Consider the following 21,415-nt stretch of genomic DNA (forward strand, 5'->3'; position numbering starts at 1 on the left):
CTGATCAGGAGCGTGTTCATGTCAGGCGCCTCCCTTATAGAAAAATCAACAGGGCAAGCCTGTGAAGCGTTCCATCCGCTCCGGGTTGGGGGCTTGAGGTGGCGCTCGGGCGCCTTGCACCCTGTCTTGCGTCTAGCCTCCGCCATCTGCGTCAGGTCGTGGAAACGCTTCCGCAAGGCGGCGGAGCCTTGGAACGGCGGAGGGCGGTGGTGTGGTCAGGATGGCGAAGCAGAGCCAACGGCAATGTTCCGAGAGCTGCAAAGGCTAATGGAACGGATAGGACAGGGGATAGTCTTGAAGCAGCACCGAACTCACTGATTCGCTTCGCGCAGTGAATGCTCTTTCGGATATCCCCATGGTTGTGCGTGATTTTTTTCCTTGTCCCGCAGATTGCCCTAAAACAGAAAGAGGCCAGGCTTTTGCTGATTTCCTTTTGTCTGCCCAGAATTCTCCCGTACCGTTTATGAACTTCACAAGGGAGGAAGTAATGTCAGTATCAGTAACGCGTGCTGTTGTTCTTGGGACGGCACTGCTGATCACTCCTGTGGCGCAGGCGGCGACCCTGGACGGGTTGACCCTTTCAGCAGACTACAGACTTCCGGATGCGGAAACCGTTTATCCTTCCGCGACCTCGACTGGACCCTTTGTGGTCGGAGCGGGCGTAGACGGGGTCATTTCCATAGAAGACGTGACCAACATCTCGCTGGATTTTTCCGGCAATAGCTTGGCGATCCTGCTGAATACCACGCTCTCGTCGCCAACCTGGGGAGACATGGCCTTTAACGGGCTTCGCATTGCCCTTGGATCGGCAGGACGCTTTACGTCGTTTGCCCAGACCAGTTCCAGCATCGGCCCCGTGACGACATCATTTGACGCGGATGAACTGTTCATCGACTGGGGCGGTCACAGCTATGTCGACGGCAGCACGCTGACCTTTGACATTGGCTACGAGGCGCCAGCCCCCGCGCCAGTGCCTTTGCCTGCTTCTGCGCTTCTTCTCTTGGGAGGCATGGGCGGCTTTGTAGCACTGCGCCGGCGCCACAAAGCCGCCTGACCCGAGGCTCCCGTGCGTAGCGATGTCGAGGCGAAGGCATTTGCCGAAACGGCCAACTTGAGCCAATTGGACCTTTCTGGGTTCACGCCAATGCGCTTCGCAATCGAACCCCAAATCGGTCTCGCTGAACATGCGCTGTACCGCCCCGCTCCTGGACGCGATGAAGACAAAGGCCATAAGGCATCTTCTATACACGCTCTGCGCGGATGCTGTTGGGAGCGGACGTGGTCCCTCCTCGATCCCACCCTAGCCGTTGATTCCGGCTTAGGGTGAATAAGTCTTACCTGGGAAGGCCAGGCTAACTGTCGGAACTGTCTTAGGGCTTGCCCGCAGCCACCTTGCGGTGCTTTTCGCGCAACGCCTCCGCAAGCTGCCGGGCCAACTCCTTCAAGCGAGGCGGCAGGTCGGGCGGAGCCTTGCGATGCGGGGGAGGTAGTTTCGTCATGGCAGGCCGAACCGGCCGGTCCGGCAAAGGTTCCGGGGCGGCAGAGAGTGGAACGTTACCAAATGACTTATCCTGCTACAGCATCAACAAAGGCGCAGGGCTGCGTCATTGCTGACGGCTTTTCAGCCATTCATATCCATCAATCCACAAGCCGCCGTTTTGCGGCGCTATGCCAAAGCCACGGCGTCAGCTCCGGAGTGGATCGTCTCAAGAGGTTTCCAGCCGAGCGGCACGAACTCGGAAACACAACACAAAGATGCCGCTCAGCTGATGGGGCCGTTATGTCCGAAGGTCACGCGCCCAGCAACTTGTCCAAATGGACAACCCAGAGTTGATTGGAAGGTTGGGTCCACCGCTTACTGCAAAACGTGTCGACCGTTTCTGAAAACTGGTCCTCACGAGGCGTTCGCCTCCGAATTGGTCCCGTGCTTCCAAGACAATCTCGGATGGCATTTTTCCTGCCTCTCCGGCCGCAATGTTCAAGCCACGGCCGATATATCGGGCAGGTTCATTGGTGATAACGAGCTTCCCCATGGGCAGGCTTCTCCAGCATTGAAGGAAAAAGCAGACCTTGGTGCGCCGGAGTTCCGTCCTTAACAGATGCGTTAAAGTGGCTGGCTTCGTGGCAGACGATATTGGATTGTTTTTCTTTCGACAGCTTGTTGATCCAAATCCCGCAGAACCTGTAGCCCTCAGGGCTCGTTGCGATCATGCACCAGCCTGTCGGCATCACCCGCGTGTACTTTCTGAACTTGAGGGCCTCACCGCGCCTGATGATCTAGAAGGCTGCCAGAACGCCCAGAAGCGCTCTTGCGGGGATTGCAGGGGCAACCCCCATCCAGAACCCGCCAAACCACCTCCCGGCCTCGCTGCGGGCATCTTTGGCGGTTTTGCGAAAATCTCCTGCCGCCTTGATGCTTTTTAGATGCGCCTCGCGAATGATATCCTTTGCTATGATCCTGCCGTGCGCTGTCCGCGCCTTCGGGTTGGTTGCGTCCGCCCGGAGAGGCATGAGACTTTCCGTTGTCCGAAAATGGGACCAGGGCCAAAGGGAGGTTTCCGGGCGGGCTGCACTACTGAAGGCAAAGCTTGGCACACTGGCGGTATTCGTTGTCCAGAAAAGTCAGCAACTGGGCACGAACATCCCCCTCCATTCTCCCCTGGCCAGTTTCCGCAATGGCCCGGAGAAGGGCTCCCTCGACAAGTCGATCTGCCGATGCCTTGTCAGGGATAAGGTGGCGCGCGCGCCGCATCATCTCTATGACGATTGCCTCCATGCAGTCGTCGTCTGGAGGCACGATTGCCCGATGCTGTTGGTGCCAATCATGCAGAAGCGGTGCCACAGGCCCGGGCTTCGTATAGGTGTGACGATCCGAAAAGCGTGCGGGAATAAGTTGCGGATCAGATCCTGTTAGAAAGACAAAGGGGATGCCGTGATAGACCAAGGAGTCTGCAACAACAAACGACGTCTCGTCCTGGACCCAGACATCAAGAATGGCGGCTTGCACCAGACCGGCGAGCTGGATTGCCTCATGAACATCAGCAAACGGTCCTACGACCGTATCCCCTTCGGCACGGATTTCTCGCGACAGGCTTTCCGCCGTGAAGAAATCATCTTCAACCACAAGAACACGGAGTGGCTCGACCTTCATTAGAACCTCCGGAAGAAGCGCGGTATACGAAGGTGTCAGGTATGGCATGAAGAAGGATATGTTAAAGACTGCCGCCAGCAGCCCCTAAGGCCAGCAAATCCCCCCTCCCAGACCAGCCAGTTTACCATACGTCAATGTGTCAACATAACAAGACTGATAAAAGCTGCTCTTTTTACGGTCTAGGGGGTGAGGATAGATGAGCGGAAGTTCGTCAAAAGACCCACGCGCACCTTTTGGCTGGCGCCGACGGCACCGTCCCGCCTGACATTTTCTCACCCGAAGCCACGCCAGTCTTTCGGTAGCAAGCATGGCAAGACCTGGGCTCCGGGCAGGCATATGGCTGGGGCGGGATTGTGAAGTTTCGGGCTCCATGTGCAGCCTTGAGCCACGCGGAGCGCAAGGCCGTTCGGTAAGTTCAGGGCGGGCACTGGTCTGTTGCAGTCGACGGGAACAACATAGAAATCGGTCAGCAGGCGCAGCAGTCGCTTAGATCGCCCGAAACTGTCCAAGGATCAGCGACCAGTTCGCTTTAGCTGGCTTCAGGTTTGATCCGACGCAGGGTGATCTCGCGCCCTTCGCCCTCTTCGCGGTCCAAGACGCGATAGCTTTCTAGCACCACACGCTCGGACTTGCCAACGATGGAGAGTCCGTCCTGCGGTCCAGTGATGTCGTCTTGTGCAATTTCAGAAGGGCTGCGGAACTGAGCATAGTCGCCGCCGATTTCGACGATGCCGTTGATCCGTTCAAAGCCATCAAGCGTCACGGTGGCATCGGTCATGTGCATGATCCTCCATCTGGGGACTCCGTGGGCACAACGACCTAAGCCTGGAAAGGGACCATCCAGACGCTCTGTTCGATGTTTGGCGATCGTGCGGATCGCAGATATCGCCGATGTGGTTAGGGCCATTTGTTGGCTCCAATCCTCGCCCCACAGGTGGCTCAGTGCCTTCAGATCAGCACCGTTTGTACGCGACTGCAGGACGCAAAACAGGCAGCAGCCTAAAGAAGAACCCGCGAGGTTGCTCTGTCCCTTAAAAATAAAACTGAGCAGGGAACTCGCGGCGCGATCTACGATTGGTTCAAGAGTCTTGCAAAATCGCTCACTACAGAAAGCCCTGCCACGCCTGGCAGGGCTTTTCAGTCAATCTTCGCTTTGTGCAGCACATGTCCTGCTCGATCTTCAAGGCGTTCAAGCTAATCAGACGCTGACAAGAACGTATTTGTATGCACAATAAGTTTGTACGATGTGCAAAACTGTCATGCGGTGACGTTGCAACGAGTAGCGCTCACCCCAGGTTGCACCAGTCCCGGCGCCACGACACGCCGGGGGCTCTTCATACCAAAGGCTTGCCTCAACCAGAAAAGTGGTTAATGCTCGATCTTGCCCACCTCGCGACGATGGGGTTGTGGTAAAGATTATCGCCCCGCTGGCCCCGGCGGGGCTTTTTCATGCTGACATGCGCCGCCGCCGTTAGCTTTTCCTTCATTTGTTGCACCTAGCCTGTTGACAGGAGAAGGAGGCCCCGATGAGTTACCGCGTCACCAGTTTCGAAGCGCTGCAGGCCAATCTGTCGGCCGCCGGAACCACGCTGATGCTATGCCGCGCCAACATTGGCCGCATTTCCATGTCGGAGGACGGCAAGGCGGAGACGCTGTGGCGGATCGCTCGCCAGATCACCGAACTGGAGGCCATGCGCCTGGAACTGACCCGCCCCGCGACACACAAGCGCAGCCCTCCGACGATGAAGAAGCCCCCACTCCGGAGCGTGGAGTGACCTCTGGCTGCTTCTGGGGAACGGCCGGCACGTCTTAGGAAAGCGCCCGCTGCAATGCGGCCAACAGACGTCCCTCAGAGACGGGCTTGCGGATATTCTCGGCCCCTTCGAGGATCTCGCTCCCGTCAAAAGGGAAGATGTCATAAGCTGAGGACAGCACGAAAGGGATCTCGAGGCTCCGCAGCCGCCGGGCCACCGGGATGATCGGACGCCCGCGCAGATTGCCGTCAAGCACCGCGACATCGGGGCAAAGCTCGTCCAGCAGGCGCAGCGCGCCGTCCACGGACCCAGCTGGTCCCAGAACCCGGTAGCCATTGTCCTCAAGCATCATCTGGACATCCAGCGCAATGATCATCTCGTCCTCGACAACCAGCACGGAAACCCGGTCATCCGGGAGGCGCTGAGGGAACGTGTCGGACATCGGCGCTCTACAGGACAACTATCGGGGAAACGTCAACTCTGCCACCAAACCCTCCGGTTGGTACTGCAGTTCCGCCTGACCCTTGAGGTCCACTTCCGTAGCAAACCTGATCAAGCGCGTCCCAAAGCCGGTGGCCTCTGGCGGTGAGGCTTTCGGTCCGTTGCTTTCGCGCCAGAAGAGATGCACCTGGGGATGGCCATTTCCGTCGTCAGCAAGACACCAGGAAATGTCGAGGAGGCCGCCGGAAACCGACAAGGCGCCGTGCTTGAGCGCATTGGTGGCCAGTTCGTGCAGGATCATGCCCAGAGACATGGCTTGCCTGGGCAGCAAGGTGATGGCCTCCTCCCCTTCCAGCGTGACGCCGCGTGTGAGATAAGGCTCCATCACCGCCCGGACCAGCCTGGACAGCTCGGCTTCGGTTTGCTGGGTCGAGGCGGCAAGTGAGCGGCTCAGGGCATCAAAGCGGCCCAGAAAGTCCTCGCGGTAGGCTTCGGCGCTGCGCCCTTCCACCGCAGTCCTCCGGGCAATCGCCCGGGTCACCGCCAGAAGGTTCTTGATCCGGTGGTTCAACTCACCGATCAGGATGTCCTTGTCATCATCGGCCTGCCGCTTCTCGGTGGCGTCCACGATGGTCAGAAGCAGGATGCGCTGGCCGCTGTCGGGATGGCTCAAACGCTGGGCGCTGACCAGCATGGTGCGCAGGCCGATATGAGGAAACGCCGCCCGCACCTCGTAGTCGATGACGGAAGTGCTTCTCGGGATCACCTGCTCGAGCAGAAGGCGCAGTTCCGGGATATTCCATTGCCCGTTGCCCAAGTCGGCAAAGGCCGTCCCGATCGTCTCGTCCCGGCTGGTGAAGAAGGTCGTGTAAAAGGCCGGATTGGCGCTCAGGACCCTGAAGCCTTCGTCCAGCACCACCAGCGGATCGCGCAGCGTGTTGACGATGCTGATAGCCTGGAAATGCGAGCCACGCAGCAGCCGGTAAAGTTCATCAAGATCCACAAACGGTCTCCGCGGGATGGTCCTGAGAGCAAGGCATAATCGGGTTGGACCGGCTTGGGTAGAGAGATGGTCATGCTCTGGTGACGCCAAGGGCAACTTGGCCTTGTATTGTGCCTGCGATCTGGGCTTCAACTGCGTGTCACGCCATCACCGGAATAACACCATGTCGCTTCTGGACGAGAACCTACAGCAGCACTTCGCGGCGATCGTGGAAGGCTCCAACGATGCGATCGTGGCCAAGGACCTGAACAGCATCATCCTGAGCTGGAACCCTGCCGCGGAGCGCATCTTCGGCTACCGCGCCGACGAGGTGCTGGGCCGGTCCATCACCCTCATTATTCCCGAAGATCGGCAGCATGAGGAGGTAGACTTCATTGACCGGCTGCGTCGGGGCGAGCGCATCCAGCACTTCGAGACGGTGCGGCGCAAGAAGAACGGCCATCTGTTTCCGATCTCGGTAAGCATCTCGCCGATCCGCGACCGGAACGGCCACGTGGTCGGCGCCTCCAAGATCGCCCGGGACATCACCGCCCAGCATCGCGCCGCCGAGCAGCAGCGTCTGCTCCTGTCGGAGATGAAGCATCGGGTCGGAAACAGCTTTGCCATCGCCAGCGGCTTGCTGAACCTGTGCAGCCGACAGGCGTCCACGGTCGAGGATCTGGTCGCCCAGATGCGCGGTCGCTTCCTGGCCCTGGCTGCCGCCCATTCCCTCACCGCGCCAGCGGCTCCCGTCGTGGATGCAGCTGTCTTGGAGAAGCGGCCCCTGCGCGGGCTTCTCGAAGCGATCCTCGAGCCTTTCAAAGGATCTCTGCCGGTTGAGCTTGCCGTCGAGGAGGTCCTGGTGGGACGGGCTGCCGTAACGCCGCTAGCCCTTGTCTTCTACGAGCTGTGCACAAACGCGGTCAAATACGGGGCCTTGTCCGGGAATACCGGGCGATTGGCCATCAGCAGCGAGCGGCGGGGAGACCGGCTGATCCTTCACTGGGATGAAACATTCGCGCCCGTTCAAGCAAACCCGGTCGTTCAGGGCCAGGGCTTCGGCACTCTCATGTGTGAGATGGCCCTGCAGGACCAGCTGGACGGGTCCTTCCAGCGGCAGTTCACGAACAGCGGCATGCGCGCCAGCCTGGACCTCAACTTTGCGCGTGTGTCCGCAAATCTTTAAGACACGGCGTCTGACGGATCCCAAGCATTCCACAACGGACGGGAAAGCGAGAGGCTTCAAGGGTAGGGCGGTCGGGCAGGCTATCTCTCCAGCCGAGCGGCGAGAACTCGGAAACACAATACAAAGCCGCTCGGCTGATGGGGATTATGGCTGAGCGTAAGGGAAACGACCACTTGTTCAAATGAACAACTGCAAGCTGCGCTCAGTATTGTCCTGCACGCTTTTGTTAACAGATTGTTCTGATGCCCAACAGGGACGAATGCTCAGCATGCTCCAGTCCGACCAAGCGCTGTACAAAGGCGCAGGCATCGCCAGTCGCCCAAGAGGTGCAGAATAAATAATACATTAAAAAGTAAGGAGTTTCCGAATTTTAAAACGTTCTATCACATTCGCTAGTGTTTGTGTTCCAGTTTGTTGCTTCGAGTCTGGGTTTCAGGATGCCCTGCCGTTCCGGCGGGGCTTTTTGTTGACCACAACAAAGCGAGCTTCCAACCTGAAGGTGTTTCTGGCAGATAGGTGTTATAACACGGATCCGGCAGGCCTATAGACTGGGCGAGAATTGTAAGATCCAAGGATAATTTGCAGCCTGGAGCTACGCAAGGCGCAAGGCCGCCAAAAGCTCATGGCGGTCAACTGCCCGCTCCAGGCTATTGGAACAGCATAAAAACCGATCAGCAGGCGCAGGCAGTAGTTTTGATCAATCTAGATCTTGTCAAGGATGCAGGACTAGCTCAGGGATCTATTTGGCGTTGTTGCAAAACTCGGCGTGTCACGGGATTCACGCGGCCGTGCTGGTAGAGTAAGCGTTTCGGCATGAGCAAGCCCGAAGCGGTCCGCTACCGCACCACGAACTGGAAGTCCTATAACAAGGCCCTAAAGCGGTGCGGATCACTGCTGATCTGGCTGGACAAGGACATGGTCTGGCTGGCCCCCAAGGCGGGACATCCCGGTCGTCCGCCGGTGTTCTCTGATGCAGCGATCCAGTTGTGCATGATGGTGAAGGTGCTGTTCAGCCTGCCGCTTCGGCAAAGCACGGGCATGGTGGCCAGAATTCTGAAGATGACACGGCTCGATTGGTCGGTGCCGGACTTCTCCACCCTGAGCCATAAACAAGGATCTTTGGTGGTCGACATACCCCACCGCCGTGCGGCAGGGCTTCTGAACCTGCCGGTCGACAGCACCGGGATCAAGTTTGGGGGCGATGGAGAGGGGCTGGCGCGCAAGCACGGCACGCACCGCAGGCCCCAATACCGCAAGGTCCATCTGGCGATGGACACAGCTATCGGTGACATCCGGGCGGTGGAGTTCACCTCCAGCCGTGAGGTGGCAGCCCTGTACTGCCGGATCGGCTGGATCAGACCCCGGCCGATGAACAGGTCGGCACCGTGACCGGCGACGGCGCCTTTGACACCCGGCAAAGTCACACCACAATCGTCGATCGCGGCGACATGGCCATCATTCCGATTCGCAAGAACGGACGCCTCTGGAAAGAGAACTGCCCTGCCGCCCGTGCCTGCAACAACATCCTTTGGGCGAGCAAACGCTTTGGGCGAGCCAACTGGAAGCACTGGTCCAGCTATCACGCCCGAAGTCGGATCTAGGCGAAAATGCGCTGCCTGAAGTCCTTCGGCGAGCGGATCGCCTTACGAGACCCGGACAGGCAAACGGCAGAAATCCACATCCGTGCGGCACTCATGAACCGCTTCAACGCGCTCGGCACCGCCGAGACCGAACGCGTGTCCTGAGGCTGGCGGGGTAAGGGGAAGTCCCGCTTCAACGCTGAGTTCTGCAACAATGCCGACTGATCAAAAGAGTACAATATCGTCTGCCACAGCTTCTGCCGTCAGGCCCTGACCTTCAATGGTGATCCTGTTCCCATTGCCGAAGTCCAAAACAACGCCAGAGTCTGTTTCACGCACGATGTCATCGTAGAACTTGGGAACCGACCGGCCAAGCAGGGCATCATCGATTAAAAGCCGATCAATTCCGGCCTCATAATCAGAAATCCTATCGTCACCGAGGCCTTTGCGGAACATGAAGGTGTCGGGTCCACTTCCGCCAATCAGCAGGTCGTTGCCCTGTCCACCCTCCAAAGTGTCTCTTCCAGCCGAGCCGCGGAGCTCATCATTTCCGCCGCCTCCCAGCAGAAAGTCGAAGCCATAGCCGCCTGTCATTTGGTCATCACCGCCCCCCCCGACGAGTGTATCGTGGCCACCGTGGCCTGCCAACTCATCGTGACCGTAGCCGCCTCGCAAGAGATCCGCGCCGTGGGCGCCTTCCAGGCGATCATCGCCTCCCTGTCCGTCCAGGACATCGTCGCCATAACCCCCCCGCAGAAGATCGTCTCCGGTACCGCCCATGAGCCGGTCAAAGCCAGCGCCCCCTTCCAAGGTGTCACGGCCCGCGCCTCCGCTCATCCAGTCGTCTCCGGTAAGGCCGCGGGCGAAATCAGAAGCACCAGACAAACGGAAGTCATCTGCGCCCGTTGTTCCGGTCACAATACTTCCGTTATTGGAGGAGGATCTCACGGCTCCATTGAAGGTATCTGCCAGCCAATCTGCTCGGCTCTCGACACTCAGATCAGGTCTGAGATCATGGCCCTTTGGGAATAGACCCATGTCAATCTCTGGCTGACCCGTCGTGCGCCCGAAGTTCTGGGTCGCCATAAGTACTGTGTGGCCATCATAGCGGCCCACCTCGAGGCCGATACCGATATATTCAAGATCAGGGTCGAGGATGTTCTTGCGGTGGCTGGGGCTGTCCAAAAGATTTTGGTGCATCTGCCGGATTTCATCGCGAAGGTTGGCAGCACCGGTCACGCCGATGTATCCTAGATTTTCCCGCGTGCCCCAGCTTTCGCCGACCATGGGAAAACCTGCTTCCTCAATGCGCTTTGAGGCGCGTGAGCCGCCCTCTCCGGTATGGGAGAAGGTGCTGGTATCTAGCATCCATTGGGTATGGCCATCTGCCGCTTCATTCAGCGGCTTGGCGACCTTGAGGGGGTCAAGCCCCATTTCTTTCCGGGTGTTGTTCACGAGGCGTACAAAGAAACGCTCGTCGGCAGTGGCAAAGCTCATTGTCTATCCTTTCTGTATCAGCAGTCTCAACTGGTTACAAAAAGTCGCCTACAGATTGATCACAGACAACAATTTTCACCTCAAAATTGTTCCGCTGAAAAGAATGAAAGACGCCGCCTCACATGTGGTCTGCAGCAGAACCGCCCTGAAGTAGTACGGGCACCGTTCTAGAAAAACTGGCAATCAAGAGGTATGTCCTTATGACGCTCTTCTTAGGTTCGATCGTGACGCTGCAAGAGCCAGTTGTACGCTATATCATTGCGCCCATTGCCAGCATGCTGATCTGGCCCCTTCTGCTGTACAAGACCTTCGGACTCGCACCGATCTCGGCAAAGTTCGGACGCTCTCTGGAGGAGATAGCCGTGCGACCGTCGCAGCTCCAGACCAGTGTCATGGGGTCGACAACTCCTGCCCTAGAAATTGCAAAAAGCTTGAAAATTAACGTCAGTCACGTTTGGCGGATGCATCTAGGCCTTCCAGAACCAGAAAGCCAGGGACGTCGGCTGCCTTCACGCATTGCGACAGAAATCGCCGGACCTGCCCTGTTGACTGGAGCCGGTGGATCTTCAGGCCGGGTGGAGCTTTGGCAATGACCGCCTGGATCTGCTTCCTGTGGAAGTGGTGTGACTTCCAGACATAGCGGACAACATCGATTGTGTGACGACCAAATCTTTCTGGGCATCCCTCGGCCATGCAGGGCCTGACGGTTCCGTGATGGCGAAGCGACCTTAGGAAGACGCGCCAGGATTGCAAGCCTGGGTGGAGGTCCAGCCAAATCAGCAGATGGGCACGATCCGCCCTTTCATGGCCCGTCTCGTAATGACCGCCTTCAAGGATCCAGTGAACTCGGGCATGAATATCCCGGGTCAAGGCGTCCATTTCGGATGTGGTGCGATGAACAAAGCCGGGATGCCAGCTCAATTGGTCCATGTGGAAGCTGGGAAGACAGGCAAGTTCCGCAAGCCTCAGCCCCAGGAACGATTTTCCAGTCCCCGAACCCCCCACGATCATCACGCGTGTCACAATCTTTGCCGGGGAAGGAGCCAGACCGGTGCCGTATTCCTCATCCCCACGCATCCTTCCCTCCTAGCTTGCTGTGTTCTTGATTTTCCTCATGTTATCCAAATGCGCAGCGATCGCATCCTCGATATCAGCATAAAAAGCTAGTTTTCCCTGCTCCAGCACCGCACCAGACTGGCAGGTTGTCCGCAGCGTGCTCATTGAATGGGCGACGACGATCGCACCGGCATTGGCCAGCCGCTTCTTGAAGACATGGTTTGACTTGGCTTTGAAAGCTGCGTCGCCCACGGCAGAAATTTCGTCCACCAGATAAGTGTCGAAGGGGATGGCCATGGACAGTCCAAAGGCCAGGCGGGATCGCATCCCCGAGGAATAGGTTCGGACCGGGAGACGGAAGTGGTCGCCCAGTTCGGCAAAATCCTCGACGAAATACAAAAGCTCGTCTGTGTCGATGCCATAAACACGCGCGACAAAGCGGCAGTTCTGCTCGCCCGTCAGTTCGCTGTTGAAAGATCCTGCAAACCCCACCGGCCAGCTGATAGTCCCGGTGGACAGGATCTTGCCCGATGATGGCAGCATCGCCCCCGAGATCATCCGCAGCAGCGAAGATTTTCCCGCCCCGTTCCGGCCCAGTAGCGCGACTGAGACGCCCGAAGGAAAGGTCGCGGTGATATTGTCGGCCACCACCTTGTGCCGGCCGTTCAGCGTGTAAGTCTTGCAGAGGTTCTGCAGGTGGATCATCGGCGGTCGCGTAGGCTGTAGAACATCAGGCTACCGATGATCCAGAGCAGGGTCAGGAAACCCGCGATCATCATCAGCAGCTGGGCGCGCTGCGGGAACTCGGCTTCCTGGGCGAGGGTTGGACGGATGTAAGGCGCCAGATAGCGCGACTGCCGCACCGCCTCGGCCCGCGCCAGTTCATAGCTGGCCAGGGCGGTCGTGTAGCTGGTCTCGGCAAACTGGCGATCGACCGCCAGGGTCTCGTATTGGCCGACCACGTCTGACAGAGCCACGTTCTCGCCATTCGATGCGAACTTCTGCCGCTCGGCATCGATTTGGTCGCGGATGATCGAGATGCGCAGCTCGGTCTGGCTGATGCGCGGGTCGTCGGGCTGGGCATTGGCCTGCAGCAGACCCAGCGAGACAAGCTGTTCGGCCAGCTGCTGCTGGAGCGAGGTGACAACGCCGATCTGGCTCTGGACATCGGCAGCCGGGTCCACCAGCTGGTAACGGTTGCGGAACTCGGTCACGGCCTGTCGGGCTTTGCGCAGGCGTTCCTGCGCGCGCTCAAGCTCGTCGCGGGAATAGCGCAGCGCGTCTTCGCGGGCGATAGCGTTCAGCTCGTTGATGACGATGCCGCCTTCCTCGAGAATGGCGGATGCGACGTTCTGGGCGTCCTGCGGGTCGAAGGCCAAGATGCGCAGGTCGATCATGCCGGTATCGTAATAGATGCGGACCTTGCGTTCCCATTCGGAAACCAAATCCTCCACCGAATTGTCGCCGCGAAAGCCGAAGATTGGGTCGCCGGGGGCCTTGGACCAGATTTCCCGCAGGTTCAGCCGCGCATCCACTCGCTCGACCAGGTCGCGGCTCTGGATGAACTTGTAGAGGACATCGGTATCGGTGGTCGAACTGGCCCCGACCAGCGACCCAAGGCCCCCCAGCACTTCGGCGGCATTGGGCGCGGCCGATTCACTACGGACCGAGAAGCCCACATACGAGGCATATTGATCCGCCGCGCGGGTATAAAGATAAAAGGCGCTGACCAGCAGGGGCAGGATCACCACCAGAACGAAGCTGACGGCCATGCCATAATGGCGGGCCTTTGCCTGCGCCGGGCTGGCGGGGGGCAGGACAGGCTTCTGCAGCGCCGCCTCGATGCGCTCCTGGGTCTTGGGGTTCAGCTTCTTCGCGGGCGGCTTCTTACCCGGCGCCAAGGGCTTGGGTGACACCGGAGCCGGTGCAGGGGCGGCCGCGGGCTTTTCCGCAGTTTCCTTTTGTCCGGGCGCAGGTGGCACGGCGGCATCGCTGGCGGGGGCCGGGACTGTCGTGGTTGGCAGGCTTGTGGATTTCTGGTCGTGGGCGGACATGCGCTTACCCCGCCTGTTTTGTTGATCTCTTGCGCGCTCTCATACATAAGCCCGCCGAACAGTTCTAGCTCCGATCCTGTCGCAAGGGCTTGAACAGCAGATGCGCTTGGGGGCGTTTCCATGTCTCAGATGTCAGAACCCTTCACCTCGGTACCCTTGCCGCAGCGCAAGGGAACGCGCAGTCCCCTCCAGCTGAAGGAAATTCGCCAGCACCGCCGCTTTGCCAGTCTGCGCGCCATCAGCGCGCTGATCCTGCGCGAGATGCAGACCAGCCACGGCCGGTCCGCCGGTGGCTACATGTGGGCCATTGCTGAGCCGGTAGGCGGCATTGTCCTGCTGACGCTGATCTTTTCAGTGGGGTTTAGGATGCCGCCCCTGGGCACCAACTTCGCGATCTTCTATGCAACAGGGATAGTGCCCTTCATGGCTTATCTGGACGTGTCGGGAAAGGTGGCGAGCTCCATTCGCTATTCGAAGCCGCTTTTAGCCTATCCGGCGGTGACCTTTGTCGATGCGTTGATCGGGCGCATCCTGTTCAACTCGATCACCCAGATTCTTGTGGCAGTGCTGGTCTTCACGGGAATTTGTCTATTTATGGACACCCGGACCGATCCTCAGTTGGATCAAGTCGCGCTTGGGATGCTGATGGCGCTGCTGCTGGCCGCGGGCGTGGGCACCATGAACTGCTTTATGTTCGAGGCTGTCAACTGGTGGCAGCCCTTGTGGGCCATCCTCATGCGGCCGCTGTTCCTGGTGTCTTGCATCTTCTTTATCTTCGACGGCATTCCGCCGCCCTATCGCGACTGGCTGTGGTGGAACCCTCTGGTTCATGTCGTGGGGCAGATGCGCCATGCCTTCTATCCCCATTACAGCGGGGACTATATCAGCTATACGTATCAGTTGGGCGTCAGCCTGGCCCTGCTAGCCTTGGGGCTTGCGCTTTTGGTTCAATATCATCGCGATCTCCAGAACAGCTAGTAGTTGCGATGCGGCTTCCGCGAGCATATGGCAGGCAAGGCTAGGGCAGGGGTTCTGGCTAGGGGCGCAAAAAGGCTTCATGGACGCGCTTTTTCGGTTTGGGATACCTCACTGGCTCTGCAACTAATCAACAAGCATTCTTGTCAGGTTGAACACGGTTCTCATGGATCTTTCCTCCTTCGCACGCTCCAGACCCGTTGATCCGGAAACGGCCGGCTATCTGAGCCGGCAAATCCAGGAGGCAAGGTCGATCTACGAGACCCTGTTCCCGACCCAGCACCTGCATTTCATTCTGAGGCTGGGAAACGATCCGGTCTGGTCCCATCCCGAAGTGACGGAAGGCCCCCATGTGCCGCGTCCTGCGGATCTGGGGGCTGATTTTCTGGGTTGCCTTGAACGACCAGGCACCCGGGCGGATTCTCCCGAAGTCACCATCCGCCTGTCGATCCCTCGCCCTCCCCTTCCTCAAGAAACCCGACAGACCTCCGCGCCTTGGCGGCCTCCTGCAAGGCTGGGCTTCCTGTTCCGCGCCAGCCCCATGGGGTACGAAGGGCTGCGCTATCAGGCTGAGATGCTGCGCAGGCGCCGCGCCGACCGCCGTAAAGACAAGGTTGCGCTGCCCTTGGGCGGAGGATCGGCCCTGATCCCGCGTCTTGAAGCGCCCGCCAGCGGCAAACGCCCGGCGATCCTGATCGGGATGCACTGGCTGGAAGTCGGCGGTGCAGAGAAGCTCGGTTTCGACACCGTCAGATGGGCCCTGGCGGCCGGCTTGCGGGTCTTCGTCGTAGCGTCAGTTCCCGCAATCCAGCGGCTTGCCCAGCAGTTGCCCGATCATCCCGATGTGACCTTTATCCGGCTGGACCGCTATCTGCCCCATCTCCTCTGGCCCCGCTACGTGGAAAAACTGGCCTTGGCCCAGAACATCCACGCGGTGCATATCCATCACTGCACACCACTTTACGAATCCCTGCCGATCCTGCGCGCACGGCTGCCCTGGATCCGGACCATCGACAGCACACATATCATCGAATACGCGAATGGGGGCTATCCGCGCATCTCGGGAGTTTGGACCAATTACCTGGACCTGCAGCACGTCATCAGCAGGCAGCTGGCCGATTATCTGCAGGGCAGCTTCCAGGCCCCAGCCAGCCGGGTGCGGCTCGGCCGAATGCTGGATCGTGGCAAGATTGCCGACCGTCCGCCAGTTCTCCGGATGCAGTCGCGGCAGACCAGCCTCCATATCAGCTTCATCGGTCGGCTGTTCTATCAGAAGCGTCCCGTGGTGGTGGTCGAAACCCTGCACGCCTTGGATGTTTGGGCGCAAAAGAATGGCGTGGCGCTGACGGCCAGCATAGTGGGCGAAGGACCCTATGAGGCGACCATCAGGCGGCTTCTTGCCCGCCACGGCCTGGCCGGCAAGGTGACCCAGCTTCCTGGTGACACCGATGTCCCGGCCCTGCTGGAGCGATCCGACATCCTGCTGCTGCCCTCGAACAATGAAGGCCTTGCCTTGGTCTGCTACGAGGCCATCGGCCACGGATGCATCCCCATCTCCACCCGGGTAGGCGCGCATGGCGAACTGCTGCCGTCGGATTTGCTGGTGCCTCTGGCGCCCCATGCCACGGTCCGCGAAACCTCGGCGTTGATAGACCGAATGTGGCGAGAGCCGGGCTTCCTTGCCCGCCAGAAGGCTGGTCTCGAAGCCGCCTGGATGCAGCTTTCCGCCGATCCCACCGCTGAGGAGGTGTTGACCCCAATCTACCGCAAGATTGCGGACCAGGATCGGAAAGGCTGATCCGATGGGTGCTTTGAACATGACCGTGGCGGTGATCGTCACCTACAACCGCTCGGCCAAGCTGATGAAGGTACTGGACGCGATCCAGGCTCAGACCCAGCGACCCGACATCGTGCTGGTGGTCGACAATGCCTCGACTGATGATACCGGCGCCCTGGTCAAGGCGCGTGCGGCCGGGGACGACACGATTCGCCATCTGCGCCTACCCGAAAATGTTGGCGGGGCAGGGGGCTTCCACGCCGGCATGAAGGCCGCTTACCAGATGGGCGGCCAGTATTTTTGGGTGTCGGACGACGACGCCTATCCCCAACCAAATGCGATCGAGCGGCTACACGACGCCTTGGAGCAGTTCCAAGGCGAGAACGGCTATAGGCCCAGCTTTGCCTGTTCTCGCGTGGAATGGATCGACGGCACCCTGTGCGAGATGAACTGTCCCCGGCCGGTCTGGGATTGGGCACGCTTCATTCATCCCGCAAAGCCGTGGGTGTTGGTAGACAGCTGTTCCTTCGTTTCGGCCCTGATCCCCCGCTGGGCAGTCAGCGACCATGGTCTGCCCATCGCCGATTACTTCATCTGGTTTGACGATGCCGAATATACCCGCCGCATCGCGCGCAGCTATCCTGGCCTGTTTGTGCCAGAAAGTGTAGTCGTTCATGACACGCCCGACAACCGTGGCGTAAACTTTGGTATGATGGACCAAAAGAGCCTGTGGAAGTTCAAGTACGGCGCCCGCAACGAAACCTCGTGGCGCCGCCGCGAAATGGGGCTGATGGGCGTGCTAGCCTATGCCTATGGGGTGCGGCGGCAGATGCGGGGAGGCAATGTACCCAGGCACCTGCGTCGACAGATCTATCAGGCAATTCTTCAAGGGTTTGCCTTCCGTCCGAAAATCCTCAAGCCCTGACCGGCTGCAATGACCTTCCTTAGCCAGCGGGTTCAATTTTGAAACTTGTTATCTTTATTGGCCACTTCAAAACTGGCTCAACCTCCATCCAGAGCTTTCTGTCCTCGAACTATCTGGCATTGCTTGAGGCTGGCATTCTTTATCCTTCAGTTGAATCGCAAGGCCTATCCCGAAACTTGGCCGTCGTCCGAGCAGGGCGCGACCAGTCGACAGCAGGCGACGGCCTGAACATCATCGAGCCCCATAATGCTTTAGCTTTACGTTTGAAAAATGAAGAGGATGGGCATGGTGTCCCATCTTACTATCCGGCAGCCCCGAGTGGGTTCCAGATGATGCAGTTCTTGCATAACCAAATCGAGGAATTGAAGCCCAACTCAGTTATCCTGTGTTCGGAAGTGTTCGCCTTGCTTGGGATGACCCCTCAAAGAGCCGGTGTGGAGCGGCTGGCCAGGCGGTTCGCACAGTATGATGTGACCATCTACTGTAATCTGCGGCGACCCGACGAATATCTGTCTTCTTGGCATCGGCAAAGGCTCAAATTCGGAGCAAAATTGCTTCCTCTTTCAGGAGAGGGGCTACAGGAATATCTCGATAGTGCCCATTTTCAGCAAGCCAAGATGATCGAGGGGTGGATCAAGGATCACTTCCCTAAAGCGCGCTTGATTGTCCGAAATTTTGCAGAGGTAAAGGCATCAGGGGGATCGGTTGTTGATTTCATGCGCAACGCTGGAATTGTTTTTCCTGCCAACCTTCAGATTCCGAAAGATCAAAACCCTTCAGTGCCAAGCGCGTTTGCCGAGATTGGCCGTCGCTCAATTCTCGAACTCAATGCGGCCTTGTCAAAAGAAATCGTTCAATGGCTTGTCACAGCGCGGCGCCGCGTTCGTCATCCCGGCGACTCCGAAGTTGAAATGTACGGCGCTAAGAACCGGGCTGTTATGGCGACCCGCTTTGCAGAAGTCGCCGCCTCGTTGGATCGGTTGACAGGAAGAAACCCATTTTATCCTGACTTGAGAGATATAGGGGTTTCCAGAGCACTTGACGATCTCACTGCGGCCGAGGTGGTCTTGCCTGATCTGGTTGCTGATGCTCGCCACCGTGGCCTCGACCCTTCAGCGATAGACTGGTTGGCGACTCTTGATCTGCGCAAATAGGGTGGATGACATGCCTGGCCCTGTGATCGACCATTCTTCCTACAGGACACGAAAATGAGAATCCTCTTCCATGGCCCCGGGACGTCAACCTATCTTCCGGAAATCCGGCTTCCCAACACGTCTGGTCTACGGCACGCCGCAACTGATCGTCTGATCGATCTCAAGGATTCTCATTCGTTGACCAGCAATCGCGGCAACCTGATCCATGGTGAAGCGCCTGCCCGCATCTTCCAGTGCCGTCGGCGCCTTTCGGCCTTTGCAAACCTGGGGACATTGCACAGGATCTTCGGCAATCGTCTCAAAGACGTTCTTCCAAATCATTTTGATCTGATCGTCCTATCGGCTGCCAACTTCATTTCGCCCAGCAGGGATCTGACCCGGCTGCGTGACGCCTTGAACGTCCTTGGCAATGCGGTGCCCTTCATGGTCCTGGGCGCCGGAATGCAGGGGGATCATGCGCTGTCCGAGTTGCACCCGTCAGTTCAGGAGATCCTCGATATCTATAACAGGCGAGCCGTGCTCTTTGCGGTGCGCGGCAAACACACCGAAGGCTGGCTGCATGAAAATGGTTTTACCAACGCAAAGGCCTTAGGCTGCCCCAGCATGTATGTCTTTCCCCAGTCAATTCTTTCAATCGATCACACAGCGGCACATCAAGCCGGATCTGCTGCGAAAATCCTGACAGCGGGTTACCTGACGATCAAGAAGGGCCGCAATTTCCCGCGCGGGCAAAAGCTGGCGAAAGCCCTGCGAGGAGCGCGGGCGTCCTATGTTTTTCAGGATGAATTCTTTGGTTACGGTAAAATCATTGAAGAACATGGTTCCTTCAACGATGCGACCAATATGGGTGATCGCGTGGGTTTGAACCGACTGCTGGGTTCGGCGGCTGGCATTTCATTAAATATTGAGAACTACTATTATTTTTCTGAGACCGCGGCATGGCGGCAGGTTGCCTTTGGGCACGATGCCTATATCGGCGACCGCTTCCACGGCGGTGTTGCGGCACTTCAGGTCGGCCGCCCTGGAATTTTTCTGTCGCATGACAACCGGGTGGCGGAGCTGACTGACTACTTCGATTTGCCGCGTATGACTTTGGATGAACTCTTGTCCGAAGGTGTTGGAACGGCCATCCGGCAGCGGATCACGGCAGGGTCAGTGGCGCAGATGAAGGCAACTTATCGGGGGCGCTTCCAACAGTTTGCAGAAACGCTTTCCGAGCATGGTGTAAAGCTGCATTCCTCTGTCTAATCAGCAGGTGCCCCTTTTGGGGCGCCTGTTCAAATAGGTGGGACGACAAAGGCTAGGATCGGCTTTTTGGAAGAAATACTTTCCTTGAAATAGAGCGCCGTATCCAACGCTTCCCGGATGGTTACGTCCATGTCCAGATAGCGGTAGGTGCCCAAGCGGCCCACGAAGGTCACGCACTGACTGTCTTCGGCCAGACGAACATATTGTGCCAGCAATTCCTTTTCTTCGACCATGCGGATCGGGTAATAGGGAATATCGTCGGGCTCGGCCGCGCGGGAATATTCACGATAGCAGACTGAACCCTCATGCGTTTCCCAAGGGCTGAAATGCTTGTGTTCGGTAATGCGAGTGTGGGGCACGTCGCGGTCGCCATAATTCATCACCGCGCAGCCTTGGTAGTCGCCCTGGTAGGTGAACCGCTCGAAGTCCAGCGTGCGATACCCTAGGTGTCCTAGGCGATAGTCGAAATAGCCGTCCAAGGGGCCGGACCAGAAGGTGTGATCGGCCTCCTGTGCCATCTGGGGGACGTAGGGCGTGTCCAGTTCGACTGTGATGCCGGGATGATCCAGGATCGCGGCGATCATCGCGGTATAGCCGTCCTCGGGCATCCCTTGGAAACGATGGAAGAAATAGTTGTCGTCATAGTTGAAGCGAACTGGCAGCCGCTTGAGGATTGAGGCCGGCAGTTCGGTAGGCGAACAGCCCCACTGCTTCTCGGTATAGCCCTTGAAGAAGGCTTCATACAATTCGGGCCCGACGAAGCGCAGCGCCTGCTCCTCGAAGGTCTGGGGGTCAGTGATGCTGGTGTCGGCCTTCTCCTCGATAAAGGCGCGGGCTTCGTCGGGGCGCAGGGTGGTGCCGAAGAACTGGTTGATGGTCAGCAGGTTGACGGGAAGGGAATAGACCCTGCCCTGGGAGGTCGTCTTGACCCGGTTCTGGAAGGGCAGGAAGCGGGCGAAGCGATTGACATAGTCCCAGACACCCTTGTCGTCAGTATGGAAGATGTGCGGGCCATAGACATGCATCATGACGCCGGTATCCGCGTCGCGTTCCGTATGACAGTTGCCCGCAATATGGGACCGGGCGTCGATGACGCGGCACTGGTGCCCCGCCTCGGCCAGTTCGCGCGCGATCACCGCTCCCGACAGCCCCGCACCCACCAAGAGTATCTTCATTACCTTCGTCCGATCCTGTCGCCTCGGCGTCATCCGCCTTGCCGTCGCTATAGCGCCAAGATGCGAGCAACCCAACTGCCATATGCAATCCCGTTTTGGATGGACGCCGTTGATGGCACTGGTTCTTCTTTCAGGTGCTAAACAGAACAATTCGTCGTTGTGGTCATGCCACGGGACGAACATCCAAGGACAGCAGGATCACCGAGGCGAAAGACGTTATTTTAAGGGGTAAATCTTACTCCATGACATTGATTTCATACAAGCTGTGGATATGTGCAACCAGTCGTTGCATCGGCCAAAAGGTATGATACAGGCACTGCATGCAGATAGAGACCACCTTCCTTTCCGATGTTTTGATCCTGACGCCTGCCCGTTTTGGGGACGAGCGGGGTTTTTTCTCGGAAAGCTGGAACCGCAGGACCTTGTCCGAAGCTGGCGTGAACCTGCCGGACTTCGTGCA

Annotated in this window: 19 protein-coding genes and 1 pseudogene; 10 read left to right on the forward strand and 10 right to left on the reverse strand. The window is 58.4% G+C overall.

Features of this window, described 5'->3' with window-relative positions; genetic code table 11:
- Positions 1-355 precede the first annotated feature (355 nt).
- The gene (locus tag IE224_RS18855) at positions 356-1,054 is read left to right on the forward strand and encodes a VPLPA-CTERM sorting domain-containing protein (protein WP_229849461.1); all 699 of its coding nucleotides are present in this window, start codon (positions 356-358) and stop codon (positions 1,052-1,054) included.
- A 953-nt stretch (positions 1,055-2,007) separates the two neighbouring features.
- Here IE224_RS18855 and IE224_RS18860 read toward each other — a convergent pair.
- The 3 genes from IE224_RS18860 to IE224_RS18870 form a co-directional block, all read right to left on the reverse strand.
- Entirely contained in the window at positions 2,008-2,211 is a 204-nt protein-coding gene (locus tag IE224_RS18860) for a hypothetical protein (RefSeq protein WP_191312797.1), read from the reverse strand.
- A gap of 361 nt (positions 2,212-2,572) precedes the next feature.
- The gene (locus IE224_RS18865; RefSeq protein WP_191312798.1) at positions 2,573-3,151 is read right to left on the reverse strand and encodes a response regulator; all 579 of its coding nucleotides are present in this window, start codon (positions 3,149-3,151) and stop codon (positions 2,573-2,575) included.
- A gap of 529 nt (positions 3,152-3,680) precedes the next feature.
- Positions 3,681-3,929 carry a hypothetical protein gene (locus tag IE224_RS18870; protein ID WP_191312800.1) on the reverse strand — a complete coding sequence of 83 codons (249 nt, stop codon included), beginning with the start codon at positions 3,927-3,929 and terminating at the stop codon, positions 3,681-3,683.
- 748 nt (positions 3,930-4,677) lie between these two features.
- On the opposite strand from IE224_RS18870, the gene IE224_RS18875 reads away from it, so the two are divergent.
- Entirely contained in the window at positions 4,678-4,926 is a 249-nt protein-coding gene (locus IE224_RS18875; protein WP_191312802.1) for a hypothetical protein, read from the forward strand.
- A 34-nt stretch (positions 4,927-4,960) separates the two neighbouring features.
- Here the strand turns inward: IE224_RS18875 and IE224_RS18880 are convergent, their stop codons facing one another.
- Positions 4,961-5,347, reverse strand: a complete 387-nt coding sequence (locus IE224_RS18880; protein ID WP_191312804.1) for a response regulator — start codon at positions 5,345-5,347, stop codon at positions 4,961-4,963.
- 18 nt (positions 5,348-5,365) lie between these two features.
- Positions 5,366-6,349 (reverse strand): sensor histidine kinase, encoded by a 984-nt coding sequence (locus IE224_RS18885; protein ID WP_191312806.1) that lies wholly within the window; start codon positions 6,347-6,349, stop codon positions 5,366-5,368.
- A 163-nt stretch (positions 6,350-6,512) separates the two neighbouring features.
- On the opposite strand from IE224_RS18885, the gene IE224_RS18890 reads away from it, so the two are divergent.
- Positions 6,513-7,514: a sensor histidine kinase gene (locus tag IE224_RS18890; protein ID WP_191312808.1), complete on the forward strand. Its 1,002-nt coding sequence runs from the start codon at positions 6,513-6,515 to the stop codon at positions 7,512-7,514.
- An 813-nt stretch (positions 7,515-8,327) separates the two neighbouring features.
- A pseudogene (locus tag IE224_RS18895) lies at positions 8,328-9,259 on the forward strand (IS5 family transposase).
- Positions 9,260-9,319: 60 nt separating this feature from the next.
- Here IE224_RS18895 and IE224_RS18900 read toward each other — a convergent pair.
- From IE224_RS18900 to IE224_RS18915, 4 genes are all read right to left on the reverse strand, one after another.
- Complete coding sequence (locus IE224_RS18900) at positions 9,320-10,591, reverse strand: CAP domain-containing protein (protein WP_191312810.1); 1,272 nt, start codon at positions 10,589-10,591, stop codon at positions 9,320-9,322.
- Positions 10,592-11,035: 444 nt separating this feature from the next.
- Positions 11,036-11,668, reverse strand: a complete 633-nt coding sequence (locus IE224_RS18905; RefSeq protein ID WP_191312812.1) for a P-loop NTPase family protein — start codon at positions 11,666-11,668, stop codon at positions 11,036-11,038.
- 9 nt (positions 11,669-11,677) lie between these two features.
- Positions 11,678-12,352 (reverse strand): ABC transporter ATP-binding protein, encoded by a 675-nt coding sequence (locus IE224_RS18910; protein ID WP_191312814.1) that lies wholly within the window; start codon positions 12,350-12,352, stop codon positions 11,678-11,680.
- Entirely contained in the window at positions 12,349-13,701 is a 1,353-nt protein-coding gene (locus tag IE224_RS18915; protein ID WP_229849462.1) for a KpsE/RkpR family capsule polysaccharide export protein, read from the reverse strand. Before IE224_RS18915 ends, IE224_RS18910 begins: the two co-directional genes overlap by 4 nt.
- A 120-nt stretch (positions 13,702-13,821) precedes the next feature.
- Between IE224_RS18915 and IE224_RS18920 the strand changes: the two genes are divergently transcribed.
- The 5 genes from IE224_RS18920 to IE224_RS18940 all read left to right on the forward strand — a co-directional run bounded on the left by IE224_RS18920 (position 13,822) and on the right by IE224_RS18940 (position 19,780).
- Entirely contained in the window at positions 13,822-14,679 is an 858-nt protein-coding gene (locus tag IE224_RS18920) for an ABC transporter permease (RefSeq protein WP_229849463.1), read from the forward strand.
- A gap of 163 nt (positions 14,680-14,842) precedes the next feature.
- Positions 14,843-16,474, forward strand: coding sequence for a glycosyltransferase (locus tag IE224_RS18925; RefSeq protein WP_191312816.1), 1,632 nt, complete (start codon positions 14,843-14,845; stop codon positions 16,472-16,474).
- 4 nt (positions 16,475-16,478) lie between these two features.
- On the forward strand, positions 16,479-17,378 hold the full coding sequence (locus IE224_RS18930; RefSeq protein WP_191312818.1) for a glycosyltransferase family 2 protein: 900 nt from the start codon (positions 16,479-16,481) through the stop codon (positions 17,376-17,378).
- Positions 17,379-17,416: 38 nt separating this feature from the next.
- On the forward strand, positions 17,417-18,532 hold the full coding sequence (locus IE224_RS18935; RefSeq protein WP_191312820.1) for a hypothetical protein: 1,116 nt from the start codon (positions 17,417-17,419) through the stop codon (positions 18,530-18,532).
- Between the two features lie 54 nt (positions 18,533-18,586).
- Positions 18,587-19,780 carry a polysaccharide pyruvyl transferase family protein gene (locus tag IE224_RS18940; protein WP_191312823.1) on the forward strand — a complete coding sequence of 398 codons (1,194 nt, stop codon included), beginning with the start codon at positions 18,587-18,589 and terminating at the stop codon, positions 19,778-19,780.
- A 29-nt stretch (positions 19,781-19,809) separates the two neighbouring features.
- Here IE224_RS18940 and glf read toward each other — a convergent pair whose 3' ends face one another.
- Positions 19,810-20,955 (reverse strand): UDP-galactopyranose mutase, encoded by a 1,146-nt coding sequence (glf, locus tag IE224_RS18945; RefSeq protein ID WP_191312825.1) that lies wholly within the window; start codon positions 20,953-20,955, stop codon positions 19,810-19,812.
- Positions 20,956-21,275: 320 nt separating this feature from the next.
- Here glf and IE224_RS18950 point away from each other — a divergent pair.
- On the forward strand, positions 21,276-21,415 hold a 140-nt coding region (locus IE224_RS18950; protein ID WP_191310779.1), incomplete at its 3' end, for a dTDP-4-dehydrorhamnose 3,5-epimerase family protein.

This window comes from Paracoccus aerius (assembly GCF_014656455.1).
GTDB classification, from domain to species: Bacteria; Pseudomonadota; Alphaproteobacteria; order Rhodobacterales; family Rhodobacteraceae; genus Paracoccus; species Paracoccus aerius.

Coding starts and splice junctions, on each gene's coding strand:
- IE224_RS18900 (WP_191312810.1), bottom strand. CDS start 10,591: ATGAGCTTTGCCACTGCCGACGAGCGTTTCTTTGTACGCCTCGTGAAC.
- IE224_RS18865 (WP_191312798.1), bottom strand. CDS start 3,151: ATGAAGGTCGAGCCACTCCGTGTTCTTGTGGTTGAAGATGATTTCTTC.
- glf (WP_191312825.1), bottom strand. CDS start 20,955: ATGAAGATACTCTTGGTGGGTGCGGGGCTGTCGGGAGCGGTGATCGCG.
- IE224_RS18920 (WP_229849463.1), top strand. CDS start 13,822: ATGTCTCAGATGTCAGAACCCTTCACCTCGGTACCCTTGCCGCAGCGC.
- IE224_RS18940 (WP_191312823.1), top strand. CDS start 18,587: ATGAGAATCCTCTTCCATGGCCCCGGGACGTCAACCTATCTTCCGGAA.
- IE224_RS18910 (WP_191312814.1), bottom strand. CDS start 12,352: ATGATCCACCTGCAGAACCTCTGCAAGACTTACACGCTGAACGGCCGG.
- IE224_RS18855 (WP_229849461.1), top strand. CDS start 356: ATGGTTGTGCGTGATTTTTTTCCTTGTCCCGCAGATTGCCCTAAAACA.
- IE224_RS18915 (WP_229849462.1), bottom strand. CDS start 13,701: ATGTCCGCCCACGACCAGAAATCCACAAGCCTGCCAACCACGACAGTC.
- IE224_RS18870 (WP_191312800.1), bottom strand. CDS start 3,929: ATGACCGATGCCACCGTGACGCTTGATGGCTTTGAACGGATCAACGGC.
- IE224_RS18925 (WP_191312816.1), top strand. CDS start 14,843: ATGGATCTTTCCTCCTTCGCACGCTCCAGACCCGTTGATCCGGAAACG.
- IE224_RS18930 (WP_191312818.1), top strand. CDS start 16,479: ATGGGTGCTTTGAACATGACCGTGGCGGTGATCGTCACCTACAACCGC.
- IE224_RS18905 (WP_191312812.1), bottom strand. CDS start 11,668: ATGCGTGGGGATGAGGAATACGGCACCGGTCTGGCTCCTTCCCCGGCA.
- IE224_RS18875 (WP_191312802.1), top strand. CDS start 4,678: ATGAGTTACCGCGTCACCAGTTTCGAAGCGCTGCAGGCCAATCTGTCG.
- IE224_RS18860 (WP_191312797.1), bottom strand. CDS start 2,211: ATGATCGCAACGAGCCCTGAGGGCTACAGGTTCTGCGGGATTTGGATC.
- IE224_RS18880 (WP_191312804.1), bottom strand. CDS start 5,347: ATGTCCGACACGTTCCCTCAGCGCCTCCCGGATGACCGGGTTTCCGTG.
- IE224_RS18890 (WP_191312808.1), top strand. CDS start 6,513: ATGTCGCTTCTGGACGAGAACCTACAGCAGCACTTCGCGGCGATCGTG.